Source organism: Agrobacterium sp. (assembly GCF_032092815.1).
Taxonomy (GTDB): domain Bacteria; phylum Pseudomonadota; class Alphaproteobacteria; order Rhizobiales; family Rhizobiaceae; genus Agrobacterium.
Genome location: NZ_DAMDBP010000039.1, coordinates 19,475 through 42,545, shown reverse-complemented (window position 1 = coordinate 42,545; position 23,071 = coordinate 19,475). Strand labels below are relative to the sequence as shown.

The following is a 23,071-nucleotide window of genomic DNA, read 5'->3' as shown; positions in this document are numbered from 1 at the left end:
CGATCAGATCATGGCCTCGTGGCAAAGGCTGGAGAACGGCAGCCGCCTGCATGAATGCCTGGGCGCCCTGGAAGAAAGCCGGCGCAAGACAATCCTGATGGCCTATGTCGGCGGTTATACCCATGGTGAGATTGCCGGACGGCTGCGGCTGCCTCTCGGCACGGCAAAATCCTGGATAAAACGCGGGCTTACAACCTTGCGGGAGTGCATGCGATGACCGGCACCAATCCTGAAAAAGATTTCACCAATCTTGCAGACGAATATGTTCTGGGTCTTCTGGAGACTCTGGAAACCGAAGAATTTGAAGCGCGGCTCGCCATGGATGAAGCGCTGCGCACCGCTGTTGCAGCCAGCCGTGAACGGTTTTTGCCGCTTGATGCCAGTGTCGAACCGGTCGAGATCAATGACGATCTGTGGGGCAAGATCAGCGCCGGGATTTCAGCGTCACCTGCGAAAGACGAAAGACAGACAAAAACGCCCCCCCCGGCCCGCGCTCCGACCCCATTGGCGGCAAGCAACGACAACAGGGGTACCACTTGGCGCTGGACCGCCTTTGGTTCGTTGGCGGCATCTCTGCTGATGGCGGTTATGTTGGGATGGTCATTGCTGACACGGCCTGATCCTGTTGTCATTGCCGTGTTGCTCAACAGCAATGGTGAGGCACAGGCAATTGTCGAGGATTTTGGCAATGAGCGGGCAACCGTTCGCCTGCTGGCCGATTTCCCCGTGCCTGAGGGTAAAACCCTGCAAGTGTGGACGCTGCCGTCACGGGAGATGGGACCGGTGTCGCTCGGCCTTCTGGATGACAGCCGCTCTGCTGCACTGAAGGGTCCAGCACTGCCCAAACCGAGGGATGAGCAGCTTTACGAGATTACCCTTGAGACCTCAGGCGGCTCACCAACCGGTCGTCCCACCGGGCCAATCCTTGTCAAAGGTTTCGCCAAAGCACCGCGATAAGGCGTTTGAAATTAAGAAGGCATGGTACTGCGAGCAGCAGCGCCATGCCCATTTGTTTCAACCCTGCCCTTGGCTATGGACCGCGAGGCTGTCACCTGGTGCCTCGTCGCGCTCGTTCAGCCCGTAATCTCGAAGCACACTGGCAACACGCAGGCGATAATTGGCAAAGACACCAGCCCGCCCTGCCGTCTGGGCCGCGCGGTGGGCATCGAGGTTGCGCCAGGCCTTGACCGCCTCCTCATCGCGAAAGAATGACAGCGACAGCATCTTGTCAGGGTTGCTGATGCTCTGGAACCGCTCAATCGAGACAAATCCGTCAATGGTTTGCAACTCGCTTCGCAGCGCAGCGGCTATGTCGAGATAATGTTGCCGCTCACCCTCGGCCGGCCACACCTCAAATATTACTGCTATCATCGTTCACTTCCCCCATGCGGTGCAGAGGCCAGTTGCAGGAACAGCCGATCCTCACGGCGGATGAATTGTTCACGCCGGGCAAATTCATAGTTTTCCCGTCCCAGCGGATCGGCGGCCAGACGTGCCCGATAAGCCTCGTAGGCCGCAAGGTTTTCGATATTATAGACACCATAGGCGATGGTGTTCGAGCCTTCCTTTGGCGCGTAATACCCGATCAGTTCTGCACCACAGCGCGGAATGGCCTGCCCCCAATTGCGCGCATATTGCTCAAAAGCATCGACCTTGAAAGGGTCGATTTCATAACGGATGAAACAGGTCAGCATGGCAATCTCCTTTGTTGTGACAGGCTGCTTGTCTACGTCATTGCTGTACATCAATGCTTCGGCTATGATCGAAGTATGAAAGACGGACCTGTCATCGCAACAATTGCCTCGCTGATCGGCGACCCTGCGCGTGCCAATATTTTAACGGCGCTGATGGATGGCCGCGCACTAACCGTCAGCGAGTTGGCAAATGCTGCCGGCGTCACGGTACAGACGGCCAGCGGGCACCTTTCCAAACTCAGCGATGCCAATCTGCTGAAAGCCGAAAAACAGGGACGGCACCGCTATTTCCGTCTTTCCGGTGCAGATGTCGCCCATGTGCTTGAGGCACTGATGGGGCTTGCCCAGCGCACGGGTGCGGTGCGGGTGCGCACCGGCCCCAAGGATGCCGCCCTGCGCGAAGCGCGGGTGTGTTATGACCATCTGGCCGGAGAAAGCGGCGTGCAGCTTTTGAACGGCATTACCCAGCGTGGCCTGGTCATATCGCAGGATGAGAACATTGAGCTGACCGATGATGGTGCACGGTTCTTTTCCGAGTTCGGTATCGATCTGGAGAGCCTGCAAAAGGGGCGTCGTCCGGTGTGCCTGCACTGCCTGGACTGGAGTGAAAGACGCCATCATCTAGGCGGCGCGCTTGGCGCATCGCTGCTGAATGTCATGCTGGAAAAACAGTGGATCAGGCGCTCGGAAGGCCGTGTCCTGACCTTCACCAGCAAAGGCCGTTCGGCCTTTGAAAACACCTTCGTATGTGACGACGCGGATAGCACCGCGCTTTAACAAACTGATTCAAGTGCCTGCGGGTTTGATTCCGAAAAACCCCGCAAGGCACTGAAATCAGATTCTTTTATCCGCTTCGAATTTCAGCGTTTTTCCTGGAGCCAGCTGGCCATACGACCAATCGCCTCGGCGATGTCAGACACGGAACCGGCATAGGAAATGCGCAGGGCGCGGTGTCCTTCCAGCGGATCAAAGTCCATGCCCGGTGTGGCGGCCACATCGATTTCCGCCAACATGCGCTTGGCAAATGCCATGCTGTCATTGGTAAAGCGGCTGACATCCACATAGGCATAAAATGCCCCATCCATTGGCGACGCCAAAGGCAGACCGATCTGCGGCAGACGCGCCATCAGGAAGTCGCGATTGGTGTGGTAGCTTTCCTTGTAGACATCCAGTTCCTCTGCTGCACCAAAGGCAGCAGCGGCTGCAATCTGCGACAACTCAGGCGCAGAAATGTAGAGGCTCTGCGCAAGACATTCGACCGGGCGCACCAGCCGTTCCGGCAGCACCATCCAGCCGACACGCCAGCCGGTCATGCAGTAATATTTGGAGAATGAATTGATGACGACGGCCTGATCGGTGATTTCCAGCGCCGAGGTTTCCTCGCCGACAAAGGTCAGGCCATGATAGATTTCATCCGAAATAAACGCGATGGAACGGCTTTCGCAGTAGGTCGCCAGTCGCTTGAGCGCCTCCCGGCCGGTGACCGTGCCGGTCGGGTTGGCGGGGCTCGCCAGCAGTACGCCTTTCAGCTTGCAGCCAGCAATCGTTTCTGCCCGCTCCAGGCTGGCCGGTGTCAGCGTAAAGCCGGTTTCCGCCGTCACCGGCACTTCTACCACCTTCAGCCCAAGTGCTTTGAGAATATTACGATAGGCCGGGTATCCCGGTCGTGCGATGGCAACCGCATCACCGGCATCAAACAAGCTGATGAAAGCGAGGTTGAAGGCTGCCGACGAGCCTGTCGTCACAGCAATGCGGGCCGGATCAACATCAACGCCGTGCTGCACGCGGTAATGGCTGGCAATCGCTTCACGCAGTTCCAGCAGTCCCAATGCATCCGTATAACCGATGCGCCCGTGTTTCAGCGCTTCGTTTGCGGCGGCCAATGCGGCCTTGGGCGCTGGATGTGATGGTTGACCAACCGCCATTGAGATAACGGGGCGGCCTTCTTTCTTGCGGCGATTGGCTTCCGCAAGAATGTCCATGGCATGGAAGGGTTCAACGGCGCTGCGGCTGGAAACAGGAATCAAAACGAAGCCTTTCTTATTTTCCCCAGCATCAGCCCTGAAAATGGTTAGGGTTTGGTGAAGCGAGATTTGCGTAGTTTCAAAACTTAATGCGCGGCGCCCAAGGTTTTTGTGCACAAGAGCTGCTGCAGGTCGGAGACTTGCCGTATTCTTTTGCCAATCACAATCCCGCCATTGCCGCGCGTTGCGCTATTTTTTCATTTGTCGCGTTTATGGCTTGCCGTAAAATGAATTAGCCTGCAAACACCGCTGAGATGTTTGCTCCAATGTTTTTGATGACAACGAGGCCGAAATGAAATTTTCCCTAGCATCCGCAACGCTTGCCAGCGTTATTGCCCTGACGGGCCTTGGGGTCAGCGCCCCTGCCCACGCACTGGATGACCAGCAGAAAAAGGAAATCGGCGCGTTCATCAAGGAATATCTGATCGAAAATCCGGAGATCATGCTTGAGGTGCAGGACGCCCTGGAGCGCAAGCAATATGAGGTGCGCAACGCCAAGGCGTCGGAAGCGGTCAGCAGCAACCAGAAGGCACTTTTCGAATCGAAATTCGACATGAGCCTCGGCAACCCTTCAGGTGATGTGACGCTGGTCGAATTCTTCGATTACAACTGCGGTTACTGCAAGCGCGCCATGGGCGACATGGACGACATTCTCAATAGCGACAAGAACATTCGTGTCGTGTTGAAAGAGTTCCCGATCCTGGGACCTGAATCACTGGAAGCACATAAGGTTTCCAACGCGGTGAAGCTGATCGCGCCTGAGAAATATCCGGAATTCCAGCGCACCCTGCTCGGCAGCACCGGCCGCGCCAACGAGGCGAGCGCCATCGAGGTCGCCACATCGCTTGGCATTGACGAAGCCGCCCTGCGCAAATCGATGGAAGAAAACCCCAACACGGCCCAGGTTCAGGAAGCCTATACGCTGGCCAACAGCCTCGGCATCACAGGAACACCGTCCTATATCATCGGCACCGAAGCGGTGTTCGGCGCGGTGGGTGCTGCCCCGCTGAAGGAAAAGATCGCCAACATGCGCACCTGCGGCAAGGCAACCTGCTCGTAACCGTGCAGACGGCGCCTCGCTTTCGATCTTCAATTCCCGTGGCCGCCACGGGAATTGCTACCAGCCGGATCATCCGGCCGAGAACAAGCCTCCCACGATGAAGATATGAATGAGCGGTTTTTCTGTGCCAAAACGGGAATCACGCTCATGCCGCGCTGTAGCTCCGGTCTTGCCAATTCAGGCAAACTATCCACATCAAAATGCCGTTGATGACCAGAAGATTAAGGACAACCCGTGCTTTAAGGCGAACAGGGCTTTTCCTTGAACGCCTTAAAGTCTATAGGTGGCGCTGAATTTTTGACGGAACCGTACATGAGCAAGATCGTCCTCGTCCTCAACGGCCCCAACCTGAACATGCTGGGGAAGCGGGAACCGGGTATTTACGGCGGGAAAACCCTTAAAGACATTGAGCAGGATTGCCGCGAGGCAGGCCAGGCGCTTGGTTTTGAGGTGGATTGCCGCCAGTCCAATCATGAAGGTGCGCTGGTCGATTGGCTACATGAAGCTGACGATCGTGCCATTGGCGTCGTCATCAATCCGGGTGCTTATGGTCACACGTCAATTGCGCTGCATGACGCCATACGCGCTATTTCCGTGCCGGTGCTGGAGGTTCATATTTCCAATATCCACGCCCGCGAGGAATTCCGCCACAAATCGATGATAGCGCCCGCCGCGAAAGGCATGGTTTGCGGCTTCGGCCCATACGGCTACATCATGGCGCTCAACGCACTGAAGAACATCACGCAATAAGAATAAACAAGAGAATAGGGTCTCGTTATGGCTGAAAAGAAAAACGGTATCGACAAGGAACTGATCCGCGATCTCGCGAACATTCTCAACGACACCGACCTGTCGGAAATCGAAATCGAGCAGGACGACCTGCGCATTCGCGTTTCGCGCTCTGCGCCGGCAGCAACCGTTTACGCATCGGCTCCTGCCGCTTACGCTCCACCGGCACCGGTAGCCGCTGCGGCTCCGGCTCCTGCTGTCGCAGCACCGGCTGCAGCCTCTGCTGCCCCTGCCCGCAACCCGGCAAACACTGTGACTTCGCCTATGGTCGGCACGGTTTACCTGTCGCCAGCTCCGGGCGCCCGCGCATTTATCGAAGTTGGTGCCACCGTCAAGGAAGGCCAGACGCTTCTCATCGTTGAAGCCATGAAGACCATGAACCAGATCCCGGCTCCAAAGTCCGGCAAGGTCACGGAAATCATCGTCAACGACGCTCAGCCTGTGGAGTATGGTGAAGCCCTCGTGGTCATCGAATAAGGGCGGATAACCATGGTATCCAAGATCCTCATAGCAAACCGTGGCGAAATCGCGCTTCGCGTGTTGCGCGCCGCCAAGGAACTCGGCATTCCAACCGTTGCCGTGCACTCCACGGCAGATGCGGATGCAATGCATGTTCGTCTTGCCGACGAAAGCGTTTGCATTGGCCCTCCTCCGTCGCGTGACAGCTACCTCAACATTCATCAGATTGTTGCGGCATGCGAAATCACCGGCGCAGACGCCGTTCACCCCGGTTATGGTTTCCTGTCGGAAAACGCCAAGTTCGCAGACATCCTGGATGCGCATGGTATTACCTTCATCGGACCAACCGCGGACCATATCCGCATCATGGGCGACAAGATCACCGCCAAGCAGACCGCACAGGAACTGGGTATTCCCGTCGTTCCCGGCTCTGACGGTGAAGTGAAGCCTGAAAACGCCATGGAAATCGCCAAGCAGATTGGTTTCCCGGTGCTGATCAAGGCAACGGCAGGTGGCGGTGGTCGCGGCATGAAGGTTGCCAAGACCGAGGCTGATCTGGACGAAGCCGTATCCACGGCCCGCTCCGAGGCTCTGGCAGCATTCGGTAACGATGCTGTCTACATGGAAAAGTATCTGGGCAAGCCACGTCACATCGAAGTTCAGGTCTTCGGTGACGGTGAAGGCAATGCCGTGCATCTGGGTGAACGCGATTGCTCGCTGCAGCGCCGCCACCAGAAGGTGCTGGAAGAGGCAAACTCTCCTGCTCTTACCGTTGAGCAGCGCATGAACATTGGCGAAATTTGCGCCAGCGCCATGCGCAAGCTGAAGTATCGCGGTGCCGGCACCATCGAGTTCCTCTATGAAAACGGCGAGTTCTATTTCATTGAAATGAACACCCGTTTGCAGGTGGAACATCCGGTTACCGAAGCGATCACCGGTATGGACCTCGTGCAGGAACAGATCCGGGTTGCTTCCGGTCAGGGTCTTTCGGTCACGCAGGCTGATATCGAGTTCAATGGCCATGCCATCGAATGCCGTATCAACGCTGAAGACCCACGCACCTTCGTGCCGTCTCCTGGCACGCTGACCTACTTCCACACCCCGGGCGGCCTTGGCGTTCGCGTCGATTCCGGTGCCTATCAGGGTTACAAGATCCCGCCTTATTACGACAGCATGATCGGCAAGCTGATCGTGCATGGTCGTACCCGCGACGAGTGCATTGCGCGTTTGCGCCGCGCGCTTGATGAATTCGTGGTTGACGGCATCAAGACCACCCTGCCCCTGTTCCAGGACCTCCTGCAGAACGAGGACATCCTGAAGGGTGACTACGACATTCACTGGCTGGAAAAATATCTGGCCGGTGACGCACACTAAAAATGGCAGGGCGACGCAGCAGAAACACGGAAATAACACCCGAGATACTGCTGCGCGCCTATTCCGTTGGCCTGTTTCCCATGGCCGACTCGGCAGACGACCCGGAGATTTTCTGGGTCGAGCCGGAAGTCAGAGGCATCATCCCTCTCGACGCATTCCACGTTTCCAAAAGTCTGGCCAAAGCCATCCGGCGCAAACCGTTCGACATTCGTTTCGATACGGCGTTTGATTCCGTGGTTGGTGGTTGTGCAGCGGAAGCTGCAGACCGACCCAGCACCTGGATCAACACAACGATCCGCGCGCTTTACAGCCAATTGCATATGCTCGGTCATGCCCACAGTGTTGAGGCATGGGAGGGCAATGAGCTGGTGGGTGGACTTTACGGTGTGTCGCTGGGATCGGCTTTCTTTGGCGAAAGCATGTTTTCCCGCCGCACCAATGCCTCCAAAATCTGCCTTGTCTATCTGGTAGAACGCCTGCGAGACAGAGGGTTTACGCTGCTCGACACACAGTTCACCACAGAACATCTCATCACCTTTGGTGCCATCGATGTTCTCAAGGCAGACTATGCCAAATTGCTGGAAAAAGCCGTAGACCGGCCAACCCTGCGGTTCTAAGCCAGCCCCTCTGTCCCAATCGTCATCATGAATGATACGGGGTGCACGCGCGCAATCGTGCACGACAAAGCTCAACCACCCTCGCCGGTGATCGACGTGGTGATTCGCGGCGTGTCAGGACAGAAGGAATTGCTTAGTTGGAGGCGGAGGATGGTGCGACGACATCCGACTGCTGTTTGCAGCCCGTCAGCCATACGTCATAGATCGGATGTTCCACCGCATTGAGGCCGGGGCTATCGGCAAACATCCAGCCGGTAAAGATGCGGCGCACCTTACGATCGAGGGTGATTTCATCAACCTGCACAAACGAATCGATCTTTTGTGCTTCGGCTTCGTCCCGCGAGTAACAGACCTTCGGCGTTACCTGCAGCGCGCCGAACTGTACCGTTTCGTCGATATAAACATCGAAGGAGGTGATGCGGCCGGTGATCTTGTCGATACCGGAAAAGACGGCAACCTTGTTGGAAATGCGCTCCGCAGCAGCATTGCTGACCACTGCGAGGGAAGGAAGGCATGCCAGCGCAAAAACAGCCAACACACGCAAAGAACCATCCCGCGTGAATTTCCTCATATCAAACCGTCCCTCAAGAATTGAAACCGCAAGCACGCCAAAAGCAAATCTGCTTTCCAGCTATAGTGCGAATATGGCGAAAAGCGTGCAGCAGCCTGATTCAGTTGCCCGGTGTCCAGGCGTCGTAGTCGCCTGTCACGCGTGGACGCTCACCAGAAACAGCAAGCGAACCCTTTGGGCGGTAAGCCTGCGACGTGCCCGTGAGGTTTGGCTGGTGTGGTTTCTGCCATTCGCGCGGTGTGTAATCTTCCTGTGAAGGAGGAACATCCGTGCGGTAGTGCATCCAGCCGTGCCAGCCTGGCGGAATGGCAGAGGCTTCGGCGTAACCGTTGTAAACGACCCAACGACGCGGCATACCCCAGGAGGTGGTGCCGCCTTCGTAATAGATATTACCCAACTCGTCCTGCCCTACCTTCTTGCCAAAACGCCATGTGTGAAAGCGCGCTCCGATCGTCTGGCCATTCCACCAGGTGAAGATTTGAGTGATAAGAGTCTTCATATCCGTTCCTTCGGCTTGCCCATGCAAGCGCTTACGCAAGCGCAGCATGCTGGCATCAGCTTATGCCGCCATGCGGCGCGATTGTCCAGTATTTCCAATCATCACAATGTTATTTCAGCTTCATTCTGAAGCCTAGATGTCGCCGCTCGAAACCAAGTCGTTCGTAAAAGCGGTGAGCATCCAGTCGCGCCACGTTGGAGACGAGCTGCACCGTGCCAATATTCAGCCTTTTCGCCTTGTCGATGCAGTAACCGACCATGATTGCACCAATGCCCTGCCCGCGCATGTCAGAGCGCGTCTGCACCGCCTCGATGGCCATGGAAACCGATCCGCGGCCCACCAGCTTGGTGAGAATGACCGTCTGGAACGTGCCGACGATCTCCCCTTCCAGTTCCACCACATAGAGGCTTTCATTCGGCGATGACGCAATGGCGTTAAAGGCTTTGGTGTAATCGCCCAGCGCAGATGGATCTGTCGTGTCGCCATGGGCGCCGACATCATCGGCGGCGTAGATGGCGGCCAGTGCCGGAACATCAGCTTCCTGCGCCTCGCGAATCGTTAGCTGCTCGGCCGTAATCTTCATCTGCGCAGGCTCTTTTCCATGACGATACCTGGCAGACCTTCAATGCCTGCCATGCGCTCAATTTCGTCCACCTCGACAAAACCGACACCCTGATAGAAGGAGATCGCCGCCTTATTGTCGGGATCGACCTCAAGGCGCATGATTTCCGCGTCCGGAAAGCAGGTTTCCAGCTCCGCGAAGATATCACGGCCAACGCCTTGGCGCTGGAATTCTGGCGCGACGTATAGTTGGTGCAGAAGTGCTGTCTTGGTCATTTTGGTCGACATGGCGGCATAACCCATGCCACCGATCCGCTTGCCATCATCGGCGACCAGAAATTCGCCACCCTTTTTCTCGATGCGCTCCTTGATGGCCTGTGGCGTGTGCCAGCCGGCAATCATCTGCGTGACCTTGTCCTCACCGTAGAGCGCGTCATAGGTGGCATGCCAGGTCTTTGCCAGCAATGTGCGTACCTTCTCAATATCGCGATCACTGGCAGTGCGAATGAAAAACATGTCTTTCCTTCCGACTTGAAATGGAAAAGCCGGGAATGATCCCGGCAAGTCAATGTCATTCCCTACACGCGACGTCATCCTAACGATGTGGTTCGTTAGATCCTCGGGACAAGCCCGAGGACGACAGTCACAGAGGTTATCAGTCTTCGATGCCCAGCTTGGCCTTGACCAAAGCCTGCACGGCCTGCGGGTTGGCCTTGCCGCCGGTAGACTTCATCACCTGACCAACGAACCAACCGGCAAGCGTCGGCTTCGCCTTGACCTTTTCAACCTGATCCGGGTTGGCAGCGATGATTTCGTCCACAGCCTTTTCGATGGCGCCGGTGTCTGTCACCTGCTTCATGCCACGGCTTTCAACGATCTCGGCCGGGTTGCCGCCCTCGTTCCAGACGATTTCGAACAGGTCCTTGGCGATCTTGCCGGAGATGGTTTCAGACTTGATGAGATCGATGATCCCACCGAGCTGATCAGCGGAAACAGGAGTCTCTTCAATGTCTTTGCTGGATTTGTTCAAGGCTCCCAGCAAGTCGTTGATAACCCAGTTTGCCGCAGCCTTGGCGTCACGACCGGCCGCAACGGCTTCGTAATAATCGGCAATTGCCTTTTCAGACACCAGAATGGAGGCATCATAAACCGACAGACCGAGTTCGCTGACAAAACGCTCTTTCTTGTCATCCGGCAGTTCAGGCAGATCAGCCTTCAGGCTTTCGATGAAGGCATCATCAAATTCCAGCGGCAGCAGATCAGGGTCCGGGAAATAACGGTAGTCATGCGCATCTTCCTTGGAGCGCATGGAGCGGGTTTCGCCCTTATTCGGATCAAACAGGCGGGTTTCCTGATCGATCTCACCACCATCTTCAAGAATGGCGATCTGGCGACGTGCTTCATATTCGATGGCCTGGCCGATGAAGCGGATCGAGTTGACGTTCTTGATTTCGCAACGTGTGCCAAACTCGCCGCCTGGACGGCGCACGGACACGTTGACGTCTGCACGCATGGAACCTTCGTCCATGTTGCCGTCGCAGGTGCCGAGGTAACGCACGATGGCGCGCAGTTTGGTCATGTAGGCCTTCGCCTCATCGGACGATCGCATGTCAGGCTTGGAAACAATTTCCATCAGGGCAACGCCCGAACGGTTGAGATCCACAAACGACATGGTCGGATGCTGGTCGTGCATCGACTTGCCGGCATCCTGCTCAAGGTGCAGACGTTCGATGCCGATTTCGATATCTTCGAAATTGCCCTGTCGGTCTGGCCCCAGCGAGATTATGATCTTGCCTTCTCCGACGATCGGGTCCTTGAACTGCGAAATCTGATAGCCCTGCGGCAGGTCAGGATAGAAGTAGTTCTTGCGGTCAAAGATCGAACGCTTGTTGATCTGGGCTTTCAGGCCAAGACCGGTACGAACGGCCTGCGCCACACATTCCTCGTTGATAACAGGCAGCATGCCAGGCATGGCAGCATCAACCAGCGACACATTGGCATTCGGCGCATTACCGAAAGACGTCGACGCGCCGGAAAACAGCTTCGAATTGGACAAAACCTGTGCGTGGACTTCCATGCCGATGACAATTTCCCAGTCGCCGGTTGCACCGGGAATGAAGCGTTTCGGGTCTGGTGTGCGCACATCTACAAGGGTCATATCAAGCTCGCGGAATACATTTTTTCTGTTTGTGGGGTAAAACAATTGCGCTGCATGCGCAAGGCTTCTTGCGCGGTAACATCTGGGACAAGCTGGCTTGTCACACAAATGGAAAATATATTGGCTATCGCTCCGCACCACATCGGCCAAAGCCGGTAATCTTGCCTTCAGACAGGGATACGCGCCCATGAAAAAAGTCTCACTCGTTTATGGACTGCTTGCAGTCAGTGCTGTTGTTGCCAGCCCCCTTTTCGCCAGCACCGGCGTTGCACAGGACAGCCCCGTCAAAGACCAGATTGCCCTTATGGCAGAGGCCAAGGCGCAACAGGCAACCGGCGTTGCCCGCAAGACCCGAGAGGTGGACGCCCGACCTGCTGTCGCAGGCGAAGTCATCGTCACCACCATCAAGGGTGAAGGCGTGGAAACCACGTCGAAGCCAGCTGAAGCGGGTGACTGGGTTGTGCGCAATCGCTGCCCGGAAACCGGCAATGAGGAAATTCTGGTCAAGGCGGCCAAGTTTCCACAGCGTTATGGCGAAGCGCAATCACCCGCAGATGCGCAAGGTTACAGCACCTTCAAACCGCTTGGCAGCGACATGACCTATTTTATCGTGTCGGAAAAAACCGGAGCCTTCACCTTCACCGCGCCTTGGGGTGAAAGCATGGTTGCCAAACCGGGCGACGCAATCGTTCAGGTGCCTTCCGACGAGAAGGATACCTATCGGATTGCCGCCAGTTCGTTCAAATGCACCTATGAGATAGTCACACCGGCAAAATAATCCGCTGATCTCTGCAGCGTCAAAATTCGGGGCCGTAGGTATCCTTCGGCTCTTCAACCAACTGCTTGCTGAGACCGATCGACTGCACGTCGCGATCGAGCTTCGGCGCATAGGTTACCGTCAGCCAGTTGACGCTGTAGCCATGCTTCCGGAAAAACGCGATGGCCTGATCGTTCTGCGCATGGCTTTCCACCCGCACTGACGTAAATCCCTGAGCGATGATTTCCCGTTCCACATCAGCCAGCAGGGCCGATCCTACGCCCTTGCGCTGATATTCGGGCTCAATCCAGAAATCGCTGATCTTGTCATCGAAATGTTCGCGTGCTGCCCAGCCGACGATTTCGCCATCGAATTCGGCAACGGTGATGCTGAGCCACGAAGACAGGGTAAAATTTTCGAATGCGGAGCGAGCGTTGTCACTGAGTGCCTTGGTGACACCAATGGGTGCCATGGCCATTTCCCAGGCCCGCAATCCCAAGGCGGCAAGTTCTGCCGCTTCATCTTCCCGCGCATTGCGTATGCTGATCAAATGCCGCCTCCGATCATCCGGTTGCAGTAGAACATTCATTCCCGCATTTGACCAGTACAAGCTTTTGCCAAGCTCTTCATTCAACAGCTTATTTGAGGCACGTTTCATTTGCGCCAAGGCAGCCAAGTTGCGTTGTTGAAGCCACGGTGTGATCGCTCCGGACGTTTCCGCGGCTCCTGAAAACTGCGTAATACTTGACCAGACAGACCAGCAGCGCTAACCAGAAAGCGCAAGAAGGAGCCTTTTATGTTCTCTCAATCGGAGTCCCGGTAAAGGCCCTGCCCGCAAGTTTCTTGCGCGCCGGGCCCAAATGAAACCGAGCCGGATGCCTTGACTGGCAGCCGGGTGTGTTTTCATGCGTCCAATGGACGCCGACCGGATTTCCGAAAATGGACATTTCACGCGCCGAACAGCGCATCCTTCACCTGCTCGCGCAAGGCGGCAGAATAGAACTCGCTCGCGACGACAATCGCAAAATCGAAAAACTAAGCCTTTATACCCGTGACGGTTGGGTTTTCAGTGGCCTCAATCTCGAGACCTTCCGCAAGCTGAAACGCAAGCGGGCCATCGCCTCGGCAAATGGCAAGCCCTATCGCATCACCACGCGCGGGCTGGAACTGGTACGAGGTGAACTCGACAACCGGTAAATGGCTGTGCCGGGCGGCGGCAATGCTGCCCGGCGCATCTCTCAAGGTTAAAGTGCCCGCTCCAGGCGAACCTTCTCAAGTTCCACCTTCATGCTGTCGGACCATTGCTGGCCCTGCCAGACGATCTCAAAACCGCAGCGCTGATAAAGGCGGATGGCCGCGACATTCCTGGCATGGGTGCTGATCGTCGCAGTGCTGATGCCGACTGCGCGCATTTTCTCCAGAAAATGCTCGACAAGTGCGCGGCCCAATCCACGCCCCTGCCAGTTCGGATCCACCCAGAGATCAGAGATATGGTTGGGTTCGCCATCACGCGCACCCCATCCAGCAATCTCACCATCGATTTCGACGACCGCGATATCGCAGTGCGCCTTGGCGGCAAACTCGGAAAATTTATCCTGCACGCGCGCGATGACGGCGGGGTCGTGATAGACCTCTTCAAAGGCATTACTCGATCGCCATGCTCGAAAACCAACGAGGCCGACCGCATGACGGTCAGCCTCGTTCATAGCCCGAATTTTAAAGGCGCTTACCACCACTTGGCAGGCATCAATTTTGTGGCACAGCTCACTCAACTAATGCCTCATTAGAAAAACAGGGGCAAATCGCGGTCCTTTAGAGGGCGCCGCTTTTTCGTTATGAGCTTTTCATCTTCAATTATTCTTAGTGCCTCTTGAACAACAGATAAGTGTTTGGCTAGGGCCGCATCATCAACCAACTCAATGTCTGACAATCCCAAAACGTTGAGTTCACGACCTTTACCCGGAGTTCTCTCCGCAACTTCAACAAATTCTATATCCGTTTTTTCGCCGTAGAACTCGGCATCAAGAAAGTATTTTTTTACTATTGTGGCAAATATCCCTATCTGCTTTTTAGTGTATACAGTTCTTTTCCGCGGCTGAAGAAAATAAAGCTTAATCGTTCTATCTTCGACAAAGAAAAACGGCACTCGATAAGATGCATATCTACCAGCGCCGTAATGAAAACTTCTCGAGGGAACATCGACTACATTCGTAGTACGACCAAAGCTTAAAGGACAAATTATTTTTGCAACATCAAGATTTGCAGCAGCGCCAACTGAGCCATCATGCAAACTAGGTGCTGCCGTAAGCTGAGTTAAATTATGAAAACCCTTGTAGGCAACCTTAGCAATCTTCGTAGACGCCAAGTAGTTAAAGCCGCCACCGCTCGGAGTGAGGGCGCCTATAAGTTGCGCAACAGCCTCATCTAAGTTTTCAGAGTTAACGCGCGAGATTTCTGGAACTGACGGATTGAGCTGTAAACGCATGTAACCTCCTTGTTTAATGCGTATCGACTCCGCGTCCTCCACCGCGTAGAATCCATAGCTTAATGTCTTCATCCGGAATAATCATTCCCGGAACCGCTTTATCCACAGACATATTCCAAATTTTTTCCCAAGGGCCTTCTTTGTCGTGAGTTAAGTCGACAAGCTTCCCAGCATGAAATTTCGAATAATATTGAAATAGGTTGGAAAGAAAAGACATCTCTTCATCTTTAAAATCACACTCTACTTCCACCCAACGACCAGAGGTCAAATCAAGTTTCCGCAAACGCTTGTCAATGGGTCTATCTTTGCAGTCCTTAAGCTGATCATACACCACCCTGACGACAGGACCGTACTGCCAAGCCTCGAATTTCTGACCTATTAAGGGATTGCCATACTTTGCCAAATGCCAAGCATGAGCAAAAAAGATGATTTTTTGAAGTGACAAATGAGTCAGAGAATTTTTCTCGCGCCATGCTGTTTCTATAAAGAAATTTGCGACGGCGCGAGCATCGTAAGGCATAGCTACCACCACTTGGCAGGCGTGAACTTGCCTGCGGCCTGTTCGATGGCATGCGCTGTCTTGAACAGGGTTTCTTCTTCAAACGGCTTGCCGATGAGCTGCAGACCAAGCGGCAGCCCCTTGCCATCCAGGCCGGCTGGAACGGAAAGGCCCGGCAGGCCGGCCATGTTGACCGTGATGGTGAACACGTCCTGCAGGTACATCTTGACTGGATCCGAAGCCAGTTCCTCATCACCAATGGCGAATGCGGAAGACGGGGTGATTGGCGCGAGGATCGCATCAACGCCTTCATGGAAGACGTTTTCGAAGTCACGCTTGATCAGCGTGCGAACCTTCTGCGCCTTCAGATAATAGGCATCGTAATAACCGGCCGACAGAACGTAGGTGCCAACCATGATACGACGCTGAACTTCCTTGCCGAAACCGGCAGCGCGGGAATTCTGGTACATCTGGGCAATGTCGCCGCCATCAACGCGCAGGCCGTAACGAACACCGTCGTAACGGGCAAGGTTGGACGACGCTTCGGCAGGTGCGACGATGTAATAGGCTGGCAGCGCGTATTTGGTGTGCGGCAGCGAGATGTTGACGATCTCGGCGCCTGCATCCTTTAGCCACTCAATGCCCTGTGCCCAGAGCTTTTCGATTTCTTCCGGCATGCCATCGATACGGTATTCTTTCGGGATACCGATTTTCAGGCCCTTCAGCGACTGGCCAATGGCCTTTTCGTAATCCGGCACCGGCAGATCAACAGAGGTCGTGTCCTTGGTGTCGACGCTTGCCATGGTCTTCAACAGAATGGCGGCATCGCGCACGTCGCGGGCAATTGGGCCAGCCTGATCAAGCGAGGATGCGTAAGCTGCAATGCCCCAGCGCGAGCAACGGCCATAGGTTGGCTTGATGCCGACCGTGCCGGTAAAGGCTGCTGGCTGGCGAATGGAGCCACCGGTATCGGTTGCGGTTGCGCCGGCGCACAGATGCGCAGCAACGGCAGCAGCCGAACCACCCGATGAACCACCAGGCACCAGGTTCTGTTCAGAACCCGTGGCGCGCCATGGGTTGATGGCCGGACCATAATAGGAGCTTTCATTGGACGAGCCCATGGCGAATTCGTCCATGTTCAGCTTGCCCAGCAGAACTGCACCGGCATCCCACAGGTTCTGGGTCACAGTGGATTCGTATTTCGGCTTGAAGCCGTCGAGGATGTGCGAGCAGGCCTGTGTGTGGATATCGCGGGTGGCGAACAGGTCCTTCACACCAAGCGGAATACCCTCTAGATCACCGCCCTTGCCTGCAGCCAGCTTCTCATCGGAAGCCTTGGCCATCTCACGAGCCTTTTCAGGCGTCGTGGCAACATAGGTGTTCAGCTTTTCATTGGCGGTGTCGATAGCCTTGAGGTAGGCGTCCGTCAGTTCGACGGCGGAGAATTCCTTCGCCTTCAGTTTCTCGCGTGCTTCGGCAATGGTCAGGCTGGTCAGTTCGGTCATATCGGCAACGGCTTTCGAATCTTAAAAAATCGGACTGGCAAATGCAGGCTTCAAGTTTCCTGTCTCGGCACTGGCTGGTCTGAAAAACCGCATTGCGGTTTTCGCCAATGCCGCCAAGGCTTACTCGACCACCTTTGGAACCATGAAGAAGTTCCGTTCGGAGATCGGTGCATTGGCCACGATGTCTTCCGCCTTGTTGCCATCAGTCACGGCATCAGCGCGCTTGCGCATTTCCATTGGTGTGACCGAGGTCATTGGCTCAACGCCGTCAACATTGACTTCCGAGAGCTGCTCCACAAAGCCAAGTATGCCATTGAGCTGGCCCAGCATCTGACCTGCTTCTTCTTCGGTAACGGCGATACGGGCAAGGCGCGCAACGCGCTTTACGGTGTCGAGATCGACGGACATGTTTCTTCTCCGATGGAATGTTCCAGAGCCGATTGCCGCGCTTGGAAAAGCAGCAACCGGGCATGGTGTGTTCTTGCGTCGTGTTCTTGTGTCGTTTCCCACCAAAACCGCAAGCCGGTTTTCAGGGAAACGTCTTTACTTCGCTATAATGTTCATGCCCGTCATTCGCAACGGTAGAATATCAGAACGTGATGCTTGCCCCGGCTTTCGGCGTTTCAACCGTGGCCTGAGCGCCTTCCATGCCAGCCACGAACTTCTCCGGCGTCTGATCGACGATCGGGAACGAGCCATAGTGGCACGGCACGACATAACGGAAATTGAAATAACGCTGGCAGGCAAGCGCTGCCACCGCACCACCCATGGTGAAGCGGTCACCAATCGGCACAAGACCAACTTCCGGCTGGTGCAGCTCATTGATCAACGCCATGTCGGAGAAAATGTCCGTATCGCCCATATGGAAAACGGTCGGGCCCTCTTCAAAATGCAGCATCAGGCCGTTGGCATTGCCAAGCGCATGGGAAACGCCGTCTTCGGTAATCTGGGCAGAGGAATGCAGCGCATTGGTGAAGGTGGCGGAAAAGCCGAACTTTTCAAACGCGACGGTACCGCCGGTGTTACCGACCTCGATCTTTTCAACACCCTTGGTGCCAAGCCAAGTACCAAGGTCGGCATTGGCCAGAACCGTGGCACCGGTTTCCTGCGCCAGCCGTACCGTATCGCCGACATGGTCACCGTGACCGTGGGTCAACAGAATATGGGTGATGCCACTGGCAACATCCTTGGCATCCTGGCCCGTGAAAGAAGGGTTTCCCGTCAGGAACGGATCGATGAGGATTTTGGCCTTGCCTGTTTCAAGGCGGAAAGCAGCGTGACCAAGCCATGTCAGTTTCATCGTGTATCTCCTGATTTCAATTCAGATTTTCGTTTCTGTTACGGCAGAAAATGTCATATGTCAGCAACGATAAACACATCATGACAGGGCAGAACCATGGCGAACATTACCATTGAGGAGCTGGCGCAGGTTCTGCAACCGGGTCAGGCTATTGCAGGTCTCGACCTTGGCACCAAGACCATCGGCCTTGCCATGTCGGATCTGTCGCGGCGTTTTGCCACCCCTCGCCCAGTCATCAAGCGGGTGAAATTTACCCAGGATGCACAGGTTCTCCTGGATTTTGCAGTGAAGGAAAAAGTCACGGCCTTTGTCATCGGTCTGCCGATGAACATGGATGGTTCGGCCGGGCCGCGCGTGCAGGCCACTCGCGCTTTCGTGCGCTCGATGGGGGAAAAGACCGACCTGCCCTTTGTCTATTGGGATGAGCGTCTCTCAACCGTTGCGGCCGAGCGGGCGCTGCTGGAAATGGATGTGTCGCGTGCCAAGCGGGCCGAACGTATCGATTCGGCCGCCGCCAGCTTCATTCTTCAAGGGGCTCTGGACAGGCTGTCAGCGCTTGGCAGAACGATTTCGCTGCCGTCAGACGACTGATCATTGCCCCGCCACCACTCGGCAATGGCCTTGCGCTTGCGAAACCCGATAATGGCAAACACGATAAGACTGTCGACCATAATGGCGCGCGCCACAAGTGGCGGAATGGTTTCCGGCGGGATGCCGAGAATATTGCCGTAAATATTGAACACGAGGTCATGCGCTTCACGCGTCAGCATGAAGATGCCGAAGCTCATGTCGTAATAAGACAAGCCATACCAGCTACCCAAAAGCGCGATCGGACCGGCCCACAAAATCAGAAACCACTTCATGCCGCCTGCTCCTGATTAAAGACACCGTAAGGCAGACCGGACACAACGATCCATCTGGCAAAGGCCATCATACACAGGTTCACGGTCGGAACATAAATGTCCAACGGCAAGACTGCAAAAAACGTCATCATGACGCACAAGGATATCCAACGGTACACGGCGGTTCCTCTGCATACGCCCAACCGGCGCATGGTTAACAAATCATTAACACAATGTGGACCTGCTTAACTGTCGGCGCAAACACAACATGCAAACATGGTTAACGGGAGCCGTCCGACTGTGGAAAACTTTCCGCCCGCCAAAACAACAAAAACCCGCCGGCTTGGTTCCGACGGGTTTATATTTTATTTTCCTAATTCGCCTTGGTCTACAGGCGTTCTCAGCCGTAAACGCCGCGCACCAGCCGTTTGACGGCGACTTCGATCTTTTCCCAGTCCTTGGCCGTTTTCAGAGGCACGCCAGCAAATTGTTCACTGGTGGCTGCAGAAATGACGAGATGCTGGATGGCACCAAACAACACCGCATTGACGGTGGTAGTATCAACGCCCTTCGGGGCTGCCAGAGAGCCCTTCATGCGCTCCAGCCATTTGGCCAGTGATTTGGCCCGTGCTTCGGCCAGGCGCTTGACCTGCGCGGAGTTGTCGGACACTTCCCACGCAACAATCTTGCAGACCAGCGGATCACCGCGCAGCGCTTCCATGAAATAAAGCGCCAGCTTTTCCATGAGATCACCGTAGGTCAACAGGAACATGCCGCCGGTATCTTCGGGAATGCGATCCTTGACCCAGGAGCCAAGGTCTTCACCGATCGCGTCAACCAGACCTTCAAGCCCGCCATAATAACGATAGATCAGCTGCTTGTCGCAGCCAGCACGGCGCGCAACGGCATTGATTCCAAAACCCTGAAAGCCCTCTTCGGCCAGCAAGGATTTTGCAGCGTTAAAGATCATCTTTTCCGTCGCGGCGCGATCCTTGATGCGCGGAGCCGGTTTTGTTTCAAGTATCGATTCGAGCAAGGCGTCTAACTGTCTGTTGTTGTCGCAGGAAACAGAAAAAACTGAACACGGTGCGACGTTATCAGCGCACTGCGTTTTCGATCTGTTTCATGCGACCTGTTTGTTCTTTTGTTTTATCGCCTGTCTTTATCCTGAGGCGTTTCACCACCGGGAGACATGCTGTTAGCCGGATTACTGTATAGAATCGCGATTGGAAATTGTTTTCAGCAGAAAATCGGCACGATCCTCAACATTTGTTTTGGGAATCGTTACAACGCGGTAGCCGTGATCGCTATAACTTTGAATCAAGGCTTCGTAACTTGCCGCCGCATCGTCGAAACCATGTTGGCGTTCGCTATCGGTCTGGTAGATTTCCCGCCATGGCGGCACAGCAAATACCGTCTCATTGTAGCGGAAACGACGTGCTGCCGTTTCGAACCATGGTTTGGGATCAAGTCCCGCATGGGCTGCCCCACTGATCTGGTCGATGATGCCACGATCAAAAAACGTCACATCAGGGCGTTTGGCCGCCTCGATCATGAAATTGATCGATCGCGAAATCGTCAGGTCGATGAAGGCAGACAGGTTTTCCCATGGCAGCGCATCGCCGCCGATATAGAGCTGTTCCTTGACCAGTTGACGGCCCGGCTCCTCGCAGGTCGCAAAACCACGTTTTGCCAGTTCTGACAGCAGCGAAGATTTGCCACCGCCGGAACAGCCGGTCAGCACAATGAAACGTGAGGACTGCCCCTCAACCAGCGCCGGATCATAGATCTTCTCGATCAAGGCTGTCATGGGCCGTCGGGCTTCATGCAACGGGTGGATAAAGCAGATCGACAATGTAGGAGGCGTCGAAACGTGAATCCAGCATGCCATAGGTCGAGCGCCAGCCACCCGCCAGACGGGTTTCAAGGAAGGCATCGGCAATGCGCCCCGCCCCCAGTCGGCACAGTTCGGCAGCGGCTGCGGCGAGTGCCAGCTGTTCAATCAGCAGGCGGGCAGCACCTTCGTCGCGTTCGCACAGCGCAATGGCGGCGCGCAGCACTTCGGTGGTCTTTTTGCCGGATGGCCCAAGATCACGTTCCAGCACGCTGAACACCAGATCAAACAGATCCTTGCCACGCTCCAGCACGCGCAGCACATCCAGCGCCATGACGTTGCCGGAGCCTTCCCAGATGGCGTTCACCGGTGCTTCGCGGTAATGGCGGGCAATTGGCCGCTCTTCCACGTAACCATTGCCGCCAAGGCATTCCATGGATTCGTAGATCAAGGCAGGCGCGATCTTGCAGCACCAGTATTTGACGGCTGGCGTCATGACACGAGCATAGGCGGCTTCCGCCGGATTGTTGCGGGCATTGTCAAAGGCCGAGGCCAGACGGAAGGACAGTGCCGTTGCGGCAGCCACGTCCAATGCCATGTCAGCGAGAACACGGGTCATGATTGGCTGGCTGATCAGGTTTTTGCCGAACACGGAACGGCCACGTGCGTAATGCACGGCCTCTGCCAGCGAAGCGCGCATGATACCGGCTGATGCCAGCGCGCAATCAAGCCGTGTCAACGTGACCATGTCGAGAATGGTGCGAACACCGGCACCGGGATCGCCGAGGATATAACCGAAGGCATCGGTGAATTCGACTTCGGCCGAGGCGTTGGAGCGGTTGCCAAGCTTGTCCTTCAAACGCTGCAGACGCAGGCCGTTGGACGAACCATCTTCGAGAATGCGCGGCACCAGGAAACAACCCATGCCATCGCCCATCTGCGCCAGCATGACGAAACCGTCACTCATCGGCGCCGACAGGAACCACTTGTGGCCGGACAGGCGGTAGATGCCCTCACCCACCCGTTCAGCACTGGTACGATTGGCACGCACATCGGTGCCGCCCTGCTTTTCCGTCATGCCCATGCCAATGGTCACGGCAGTTTTCTGCATGGCCGGCTTGTTGGTCGAATCATATTTGCGCGACAGGATTTTCGGCGCCCATTCCTTCTGCACGCGCGGCGATGCCATAAGCGCCGCCACCGAGGCGCTGGTCATGGTCAGCGGGCACAGATGCCCGGATTCGAGCTGGGCGGTCAGATAAAACCGCGTGGCGCGGGCCTTGTGCTCGTTACCGCGGGTGTCGGGATTGGTTTCCCAGGCACTGGAATGCAGGCCCGAGGCCATGGAACGGCGCATCAGCGCGTGCCAGGCGGGGTGAAACTCCACCTGATCAAGACGTTCGCCGCGTGGCCCATGGGTGCGCAGTTGCGGCACGCCCTGGTTGGCCATGCGTGCCAGTTCCTGCGCCTCATGCGAGGTCACATAACGGCCAAGCTGGTCGAATTCGTCACGCAACGGGCGCGCCATATCCGATGTCAGGTCGACGATCAGCGGGTCTGAGCGATAAGCATTGATTCCTGCCCATGGTGCAGGTTGATTCAATTCGGCGAGCGATTCTTCTGTCCGGGAATTCTGGGTCATCAAATGCTTCTAGCTGAGTTTTTTTGAAATTGCATGGGGGTGATATTGCATAATGGCGCCCATCGAAAGCGATTGAGACAATTATCTCGCGCCAGAAGCAAGTTTCCCCGGAAACTCCCGGCGTCACAAAATGTTGAAAACATTGCCGCACCGGCTGAAAGTAGCAAATGCGAACATGGGCTGCATTTTCATTGTATCCGGCACTCCCCGGCTTTCACGCGGTCAACCTTATGAAGTGCTCAACCCGTCCCGACACAGCTCATTCATCACGGTTCACGCCTTGATATAAAGCAAGCGGGGGAAACATCACCACGTTTTCACATTCAGGTGCCATCGGACGCTTGCCCCACGCCGATGCGTTCTCTATAGAGCGCAGGACCGAATTCCGCGGCACTCCACAG

At 55.7% G+C, this 23,071-nt stretch carries 30 protein-coding genes; 11 read left to right on the top strand and 19 right to left on the bottom strand.

The window, feature by feature from the left end; translation table 11 throughout:
• Both RT613_RS18895 and RT613_RS18890 read left to right on the top strand, forming a co-directional pair.
• A partial coding sequence (locus RT613_RS18895; protein ID WP_313617897.1) for a sigma factor-like helix-turn-helix DNA-binding protein occupies nucleotides 1–217 on the top strand: 217 nt, incomplete at its 5' end.
• On the top strand, nucleotides 214–957 hold the full coding sequence (locus RT613_RS18890) for an anti-sigma factor domain-containing protein (RefSeq protein ID WP_313617895.1): 744 nt from the start codon (nucleotides 214–216) through the stop codon (nucleotides 955–957). The genes RT613_RS18895 and RT613_RS18890, both read left to right, overlap by 4 nt.
• Before the next feature lie 57 nt (nucleotides 958–1,014).
• Here RT613_RS18890 and RT613_RS18885 read toward each other — a convergent pair whose 3' ends face one another.
• A complete protein-coding gene (locus tag RT613_RS18885) occupies nucleotides 1,015–1,371 on the bottom strand; it encodes an antibiotic biosynthesis monooxygenase (protein ID WP_313617893.1) in 357 nt (118 codons plus the stop codon).
• The gene (locus tag RT613_RS18880; RefSeq protein ID WP_313617891.1) at nucleotides 1,368–1,694 is read right to left on the bottom strand and encodes an NIPSNAP family protein; all 327 of its coding nucleotides are present in this window, start codon (nucleotides 1,692–1,694) and stop codon (nucleotides 1,368–1,370) included. The genes RT613_RS18885 and RT613_RS18880 overlap by 4 nt, the downstream gene beginning before the upstream one ends.
• Nucleotides 1,695–1,769: 75 nt before the next feature.
• On the opposite strand from RT613_RS18880, the gene RT613_RS18875 reads away from it, so the two are divergent.
• Nucleotides 1,770–2,471: a winged helix-turn-helix domain-containing protein gene (locus RT613_RS18875; RefSeq protein ID WP_313617889.1), complete on the top strand. Its 702-nt coding sequence runs from the start codon at nucleotides 1,770–1,772 to the stop codon at nucleotides 2,469–2,471.
• Between the two features lie 83 nt (nucleotides 2,472–2,554).
• Here RT613_RS18875 and RT613_RS18870 read toward each other — a convergent pair whose 3' ends face one another.
• Nucleotides 2,555–3,676, bottom strand: coding sequence for a pyridoxal phosphate-dependent aminotransferase (locus tag RT613_RS18870; RefSeq protein WP_409558854.1), 1,122 nt, complete (start codon nucleotides 3,674–3,676; stop codon nucleotides 2,555–2,557).
• 334 nt (nucleotides 3,677–4,010) lie between these two features.
• Between RT613_RS18870 and RT613_RS18865 the strand changes: the two genes are divergently transcribed.
• From RT613_RS18865 to aat, 5 genes are all read left to right on the top strand, one after another.
• The gene (locus RT613_RS18865; RefSeq protein ID WP_313617885.1) at nucleotides 4,011–4,778 is read left to right on the top strand and encodes a DsbA family protein; all 768 of its coding nucleotides are present in this window, start codon (nucleotides 4,011–4,013) and stop codon (nucleotides 4,776–4,778) included.
• 312 nt (nucleotides 4,779–5,090) lie between these two features.
• Entirely contained in the window at nucleotides 5,091–5,528 is a 438-nt protein-coding gene (gene aroQ, locus RT613_RS18860; protein WP_313617883.1) for a type II 3-dehydroquinate dehydratase, read from the top strand.
• A gap of 27 nt (nucleotides 5,529–5,555) precedes the next feature.
• Nucleotides 5,556–6,044, top strand: a complete 489-nt coding sequence (accB, locus tag RT613_RS18855) for an acetyl-CoA carboxylase biotin carboxyl carrier protein (RefSeq protein ID WP_313617882.1) — start codon at nucleotides 5,556–5,558, stop codon at nucleotides 6,042–6,044.
• Between the two features lie 12 nt (nucleotides 6,045–6,056).
• Nucleotides 6,057–7,400 carry an acetyl-CoA carboxylase biotin carboxylase subunit gene (accC, locus tag RT613_RS18850; protein WP_313617880.1) on the top strand — a complete coding sequence of 448 codons (1,344 nt, stop codon included), beginning with the start codon at nucleotides 6,057–6,059 and terminating at the stop codon, nucleotides 7,398–7,400.
• 2 nt (nucleotides 7,401–7,402) lie between these two features.
• Nucleotides 7,403–8,017, top strand: a complete 615-nt coding sequence (gene aat, locus RT613_RS18845; protein ID WP_313617878.1) for a leucyl/phenylalanyl-tRNA--protein transferase — start codon at nucleotides 7,403–7,405, stop codon at nucleotides 8,015–8,017.
• A 133-nt stretch (nucleotides 8,018–8,150) separates the two neighbouring features.
• On the opposite strand, the gene RT613_RS18840 is transcribed toward aat, so the two are convergent.
• From RT613_RS18840 to gatB, 5 genes are all read right to left on the bottom strand, one after another.
• Nucleotides 8,151–8,588, bottom strand: a complete 438-nt coding sequence (locus tag RT613_RS18840; protein WP_313617876.1) for a DUF2155 domain-containing protein — start codon at nucleotides 8,586–8,588, stop codon at nucleotides 8,151–8,153.
• 100 nt (nucleotides 8,589–8,688) lie between these two features.
• Nucleotides 8,689–9,087 carry an NADH:ubiquinone oxidoreductase subunit NDUFA12 gene (locus RT613_RS18835; protein ID WP_313617873.1) on the bottom strand — a complete coding sequence of 133 codons (399 nt, stop codon included), beginning with the start codon at nucleotides 9,085–9,087 and terminating at the stop codon, nucleotides 8,689–8,691.
• Between the two features lie 109 nt (nucleotides 9,088–9,196).
• Nucleotides 9,197–9,670, bottom strand: coding sequence for a GNAT family N-acetyltransferase (locus tag RT613_RS18830; RefSeq protein WP_313617872.1), 474 nt, complete (start codon nucleotides 9,668–9,670; stop codon nucleotides 9,197–9,199).
• Nucleotides 9,667–10,164 (bottom strand): GNAT family N-acetyltransferase, encoded by a 498-nt coding sequence (locus RT613_RS18825; RefSeq protein WP_313617870.1) that lies wholly within the window; start codon nucleotides 10,162–10,164, stop codon nucleotides 9,667–9,669. Before RT613_RS18825 ends, RT613_RS18830 begins: the two co-directional genes overlap by 4 nt.
• A 139-nt stretch (nucleotides 10,165–10,303) precedes the next feature.
• Nucleotides 10,304–11,806 carry an Asp-tRNA(Asn)/Glu-tRNA(Gln) amidotransferase subunit GatB gene (gene gatB / locus RT613_RS18820; protein WP_313617868.1) on the bottom strand — a complete coding sequence of 501 codons (1,503 nt, stop codon included), beginning with the start codon at nucleotides 11,804–11,806 and terminating at the stop codon, nucleotides 10,304–10,306.
• Nucleotides 11,807–11,993: 187 nt separating this feature from the next.
• Between gatB and RT613_RS18815 the strand changes: the two genes are divergently transcribed.
• Nucleotides 11,994–12,584, top strand: coding sequence for a hypothetical protein (locus RT613_RS18815; RefSeq protein WP_313617866.1), 591 nt, complete (start codon nucleotides 11,994–11,996; stop codon nucleotides 12,582–12,584).
• A 19-nt stretch (nucleotides 12,585–12,603) separates the two neighbouring features.
• On the opposite strand, the gene RT613_RS18810 is transcribed toward RT613_RS18815, so the two are convergent.
• Nucleotides 12,604–13,113: a GNAT family N-acetyltransferase gene (locus tag RT613_RS18810; RefSeq protein ID WP_313617864.1), complete on the bottom strand. Its 510-nt coding sequence runs from the start codon at nucleotides 13,111–13,113 to the stop codon at nucleotides 12,604–12,606.
• Between the two features lie 389 nt (nucleotides 13,114–13,502).
• Between RT613_RS18810 and RT613_RS18805 the strand changes: the two genes are divergently transcribed.
• Entirely contained in the window at nucleotides 13,503–13,760 is a 258-nt protein-coding gene (locus tag RT613_RS18805) for a YjhX family toxin (protein WP_313617862.1), read from the top strand.
• A 47-nt stretch (nucleotides 13,761–13,807) separates the two neighbouring features.
• On the opposite strand, the gene RT613_RS18800 is transcribed toward RT613_RS18805, so the two are convergent.
• The 6 genes from RT613_RS18800 to RT613_RS18775 all read right to left on the bottom strand — a co-directional run bounded on the left by RT613_RS18800 (nucleotide 13,808) and on the right by RT613_RS18775 (nucleotide 18,352).
• Nucleotides 13,808–14,269 (bottom strand): GNAT family N-acetyltransferase, encoded by a 462-nt coding sequence (locus tag RT613_RS18800; RefSeq protein ID WP_313617860.1) that lies wholly within the window; start codon nucleotides 14,267–14,269, stop codon nucleotides 13,808–13,810.
• A 77-nt stretch (nucleotides 14,270–14,346) separates the two neighbouring features.
• Nucleotides 14,347–15,048: a hypothetical protein gene (locus tag RT613_RS18795; protein ID WP_313617858.1), complete on the bottom strand. Its 702-nt coding sequence runs from the start codon at nucleotides 15,046–15,048 to the stop codon at nucleotides 14,347–14,349.
• 13 nt (nucleotides 15,049–15,061) lie between these two features.
• Nucleotides 15,062–15,568: a Panacea domain-containing protein gene (locus tag RT613_RS18790; RefSeq protein WP_313617856.1), complete on the bottom strand. Its 507-nt coding sequence runs from the start codon at nucleotides 15,566–15,568 to the stop codon at nucleotides 15,062–15,064.
• A 2-nt stretch (nucleotides 15,569–15,570) separates the two neighbouring features.
• Nucleotides 15,571–17,052 (bottom strand): Asp-tRNA(Asn)/Glu-tRNA(Gln) amidotransferase subunit GatA, encoded by a 1,482-nt coding sequence (gene gatA / locus RT613_RS18785; RefSeq protein WP_313617854.1) that lies wholly within the window; start codon nucleotides 17,050–17,052, stop codon nucleotides 15,571–15,573.
• A gap of 120 nt (nucleotides 17,053–17,172) precedes the next feature.
• Nucleotides 17,173–17,460: an Asp-tRNA(Asn)/Glu-tRNA(Gln) amidotransferase subunit GatC gene (gene gatC / locus RT613_RS18780; protein WP_313617852.1), complete on the bottom strand. Its 288-nt coding sequence runs from the start codon at nucleotides 17,458–17,460 to the stop codon at nucleotides 17,173–17,175.
• Nucleotides 17,461–17,641: 181 nt separating this feature from the next.
• The gene (locus tag RT613_RS18775; protein ID WP_313617850.1) at nucleotides 17,642–18,352 is read right to left on the bottom strand and encodes a metal-dependent hydrolase; all 711 of its coding nucleotides are present in this window, start codon (nucleotides 18,350–18,352) and stop codon (nucleotides 17,642–17,644) included.
• A 96-nt stretch (nucleotides 18,353–18,448) separates the two neighbouring features.
• Here RT613_RS18775 and ruvX point away from each other — a divergent pair, with 96 nt between their 5' ends.
• The gene (ruvX, locus tag RT613_RS18770) at nucleotides 18,449–18,943 is read left to right on the top strand and encodes a Holliday junction resolvase RuvX (protein ID WP_313617848.1); all 495 of its coding nucleotides are present in this window, start codon (nucleotides 18,449–18,451) and stop codon (nucleotides 18,941–18,943) included.
• On the opposite strand, the gene RT613_RS18765 is transcribed toward ruvX, so the two are convergent.
• The 4 genes from RT613_RS18765 to RT613_RS18750 all read right to left on the bottom strand — a co-directional run bounded on the left by RT613_RS18765 (nucleotide 18,880) and on the right by RT613_RS18750 (nucleotide 22,670).
• Nucleotides 18,880–19,215 carry a DUF6105 family protein gene (locus tag RT613_RS18765; RefSeq protein ID WP_313617846.1) on the bottom strand — a complete coding sequence of 112 codons (336 nt, stop codon included), beginning with the start codon at nucleotides 19,213–19,215 and terminating at the stop codon, nucleotides 18,880–18,882. The two genes, ruvX and RT613_RS18765, sit on opposite strands and share 64 nt — an antisense overlap.
• Nucleotides 19,216–19,594: 379 nt before the next feature.
• The gene (locus tag RT613_RS18760) at nucleotides 19,595–20,230 is read right to left on the bottom strand and encodes a TetR/AcrR family transcriptional regulator (RefSeq protein WP_313617844.1); all 636 of its coding nucleotides are present in this window, start codon (nucleotides 20,228–20,230) and stop codon (nucleotides 19,595–19,597) included.
• A gap of 171 nt (nucleotides 20,231–20,401) precedes the next feature.
• Nucleotides 20,402–21,004, bottom strand: a complete 603-nt coding sequence (locus tag RT613_RS18755) for an AAA family ATPase (protein WP_313617842.1) — start codon at nucleotides 21,002–21,004, stop codon at nucleotides 20,402–20,404.
• Nucleotides 21,005–21,017: 13 nt separating this feature from the next.
• Nucleotides 21,018–22,670, bottom strand: a complete 1,653-nt coding sequence (locus RT613_RS18750; RefSeq protein ID WP_313617840.1) for an acyl-CoA dehydrogenase family protein — start codon at nucleotides 22,668–22,670, stop codon at nucleotides 21,018–21,020.
• Nucleotides 22,671–23,071 lie beyond the last annotated feature (401 nt).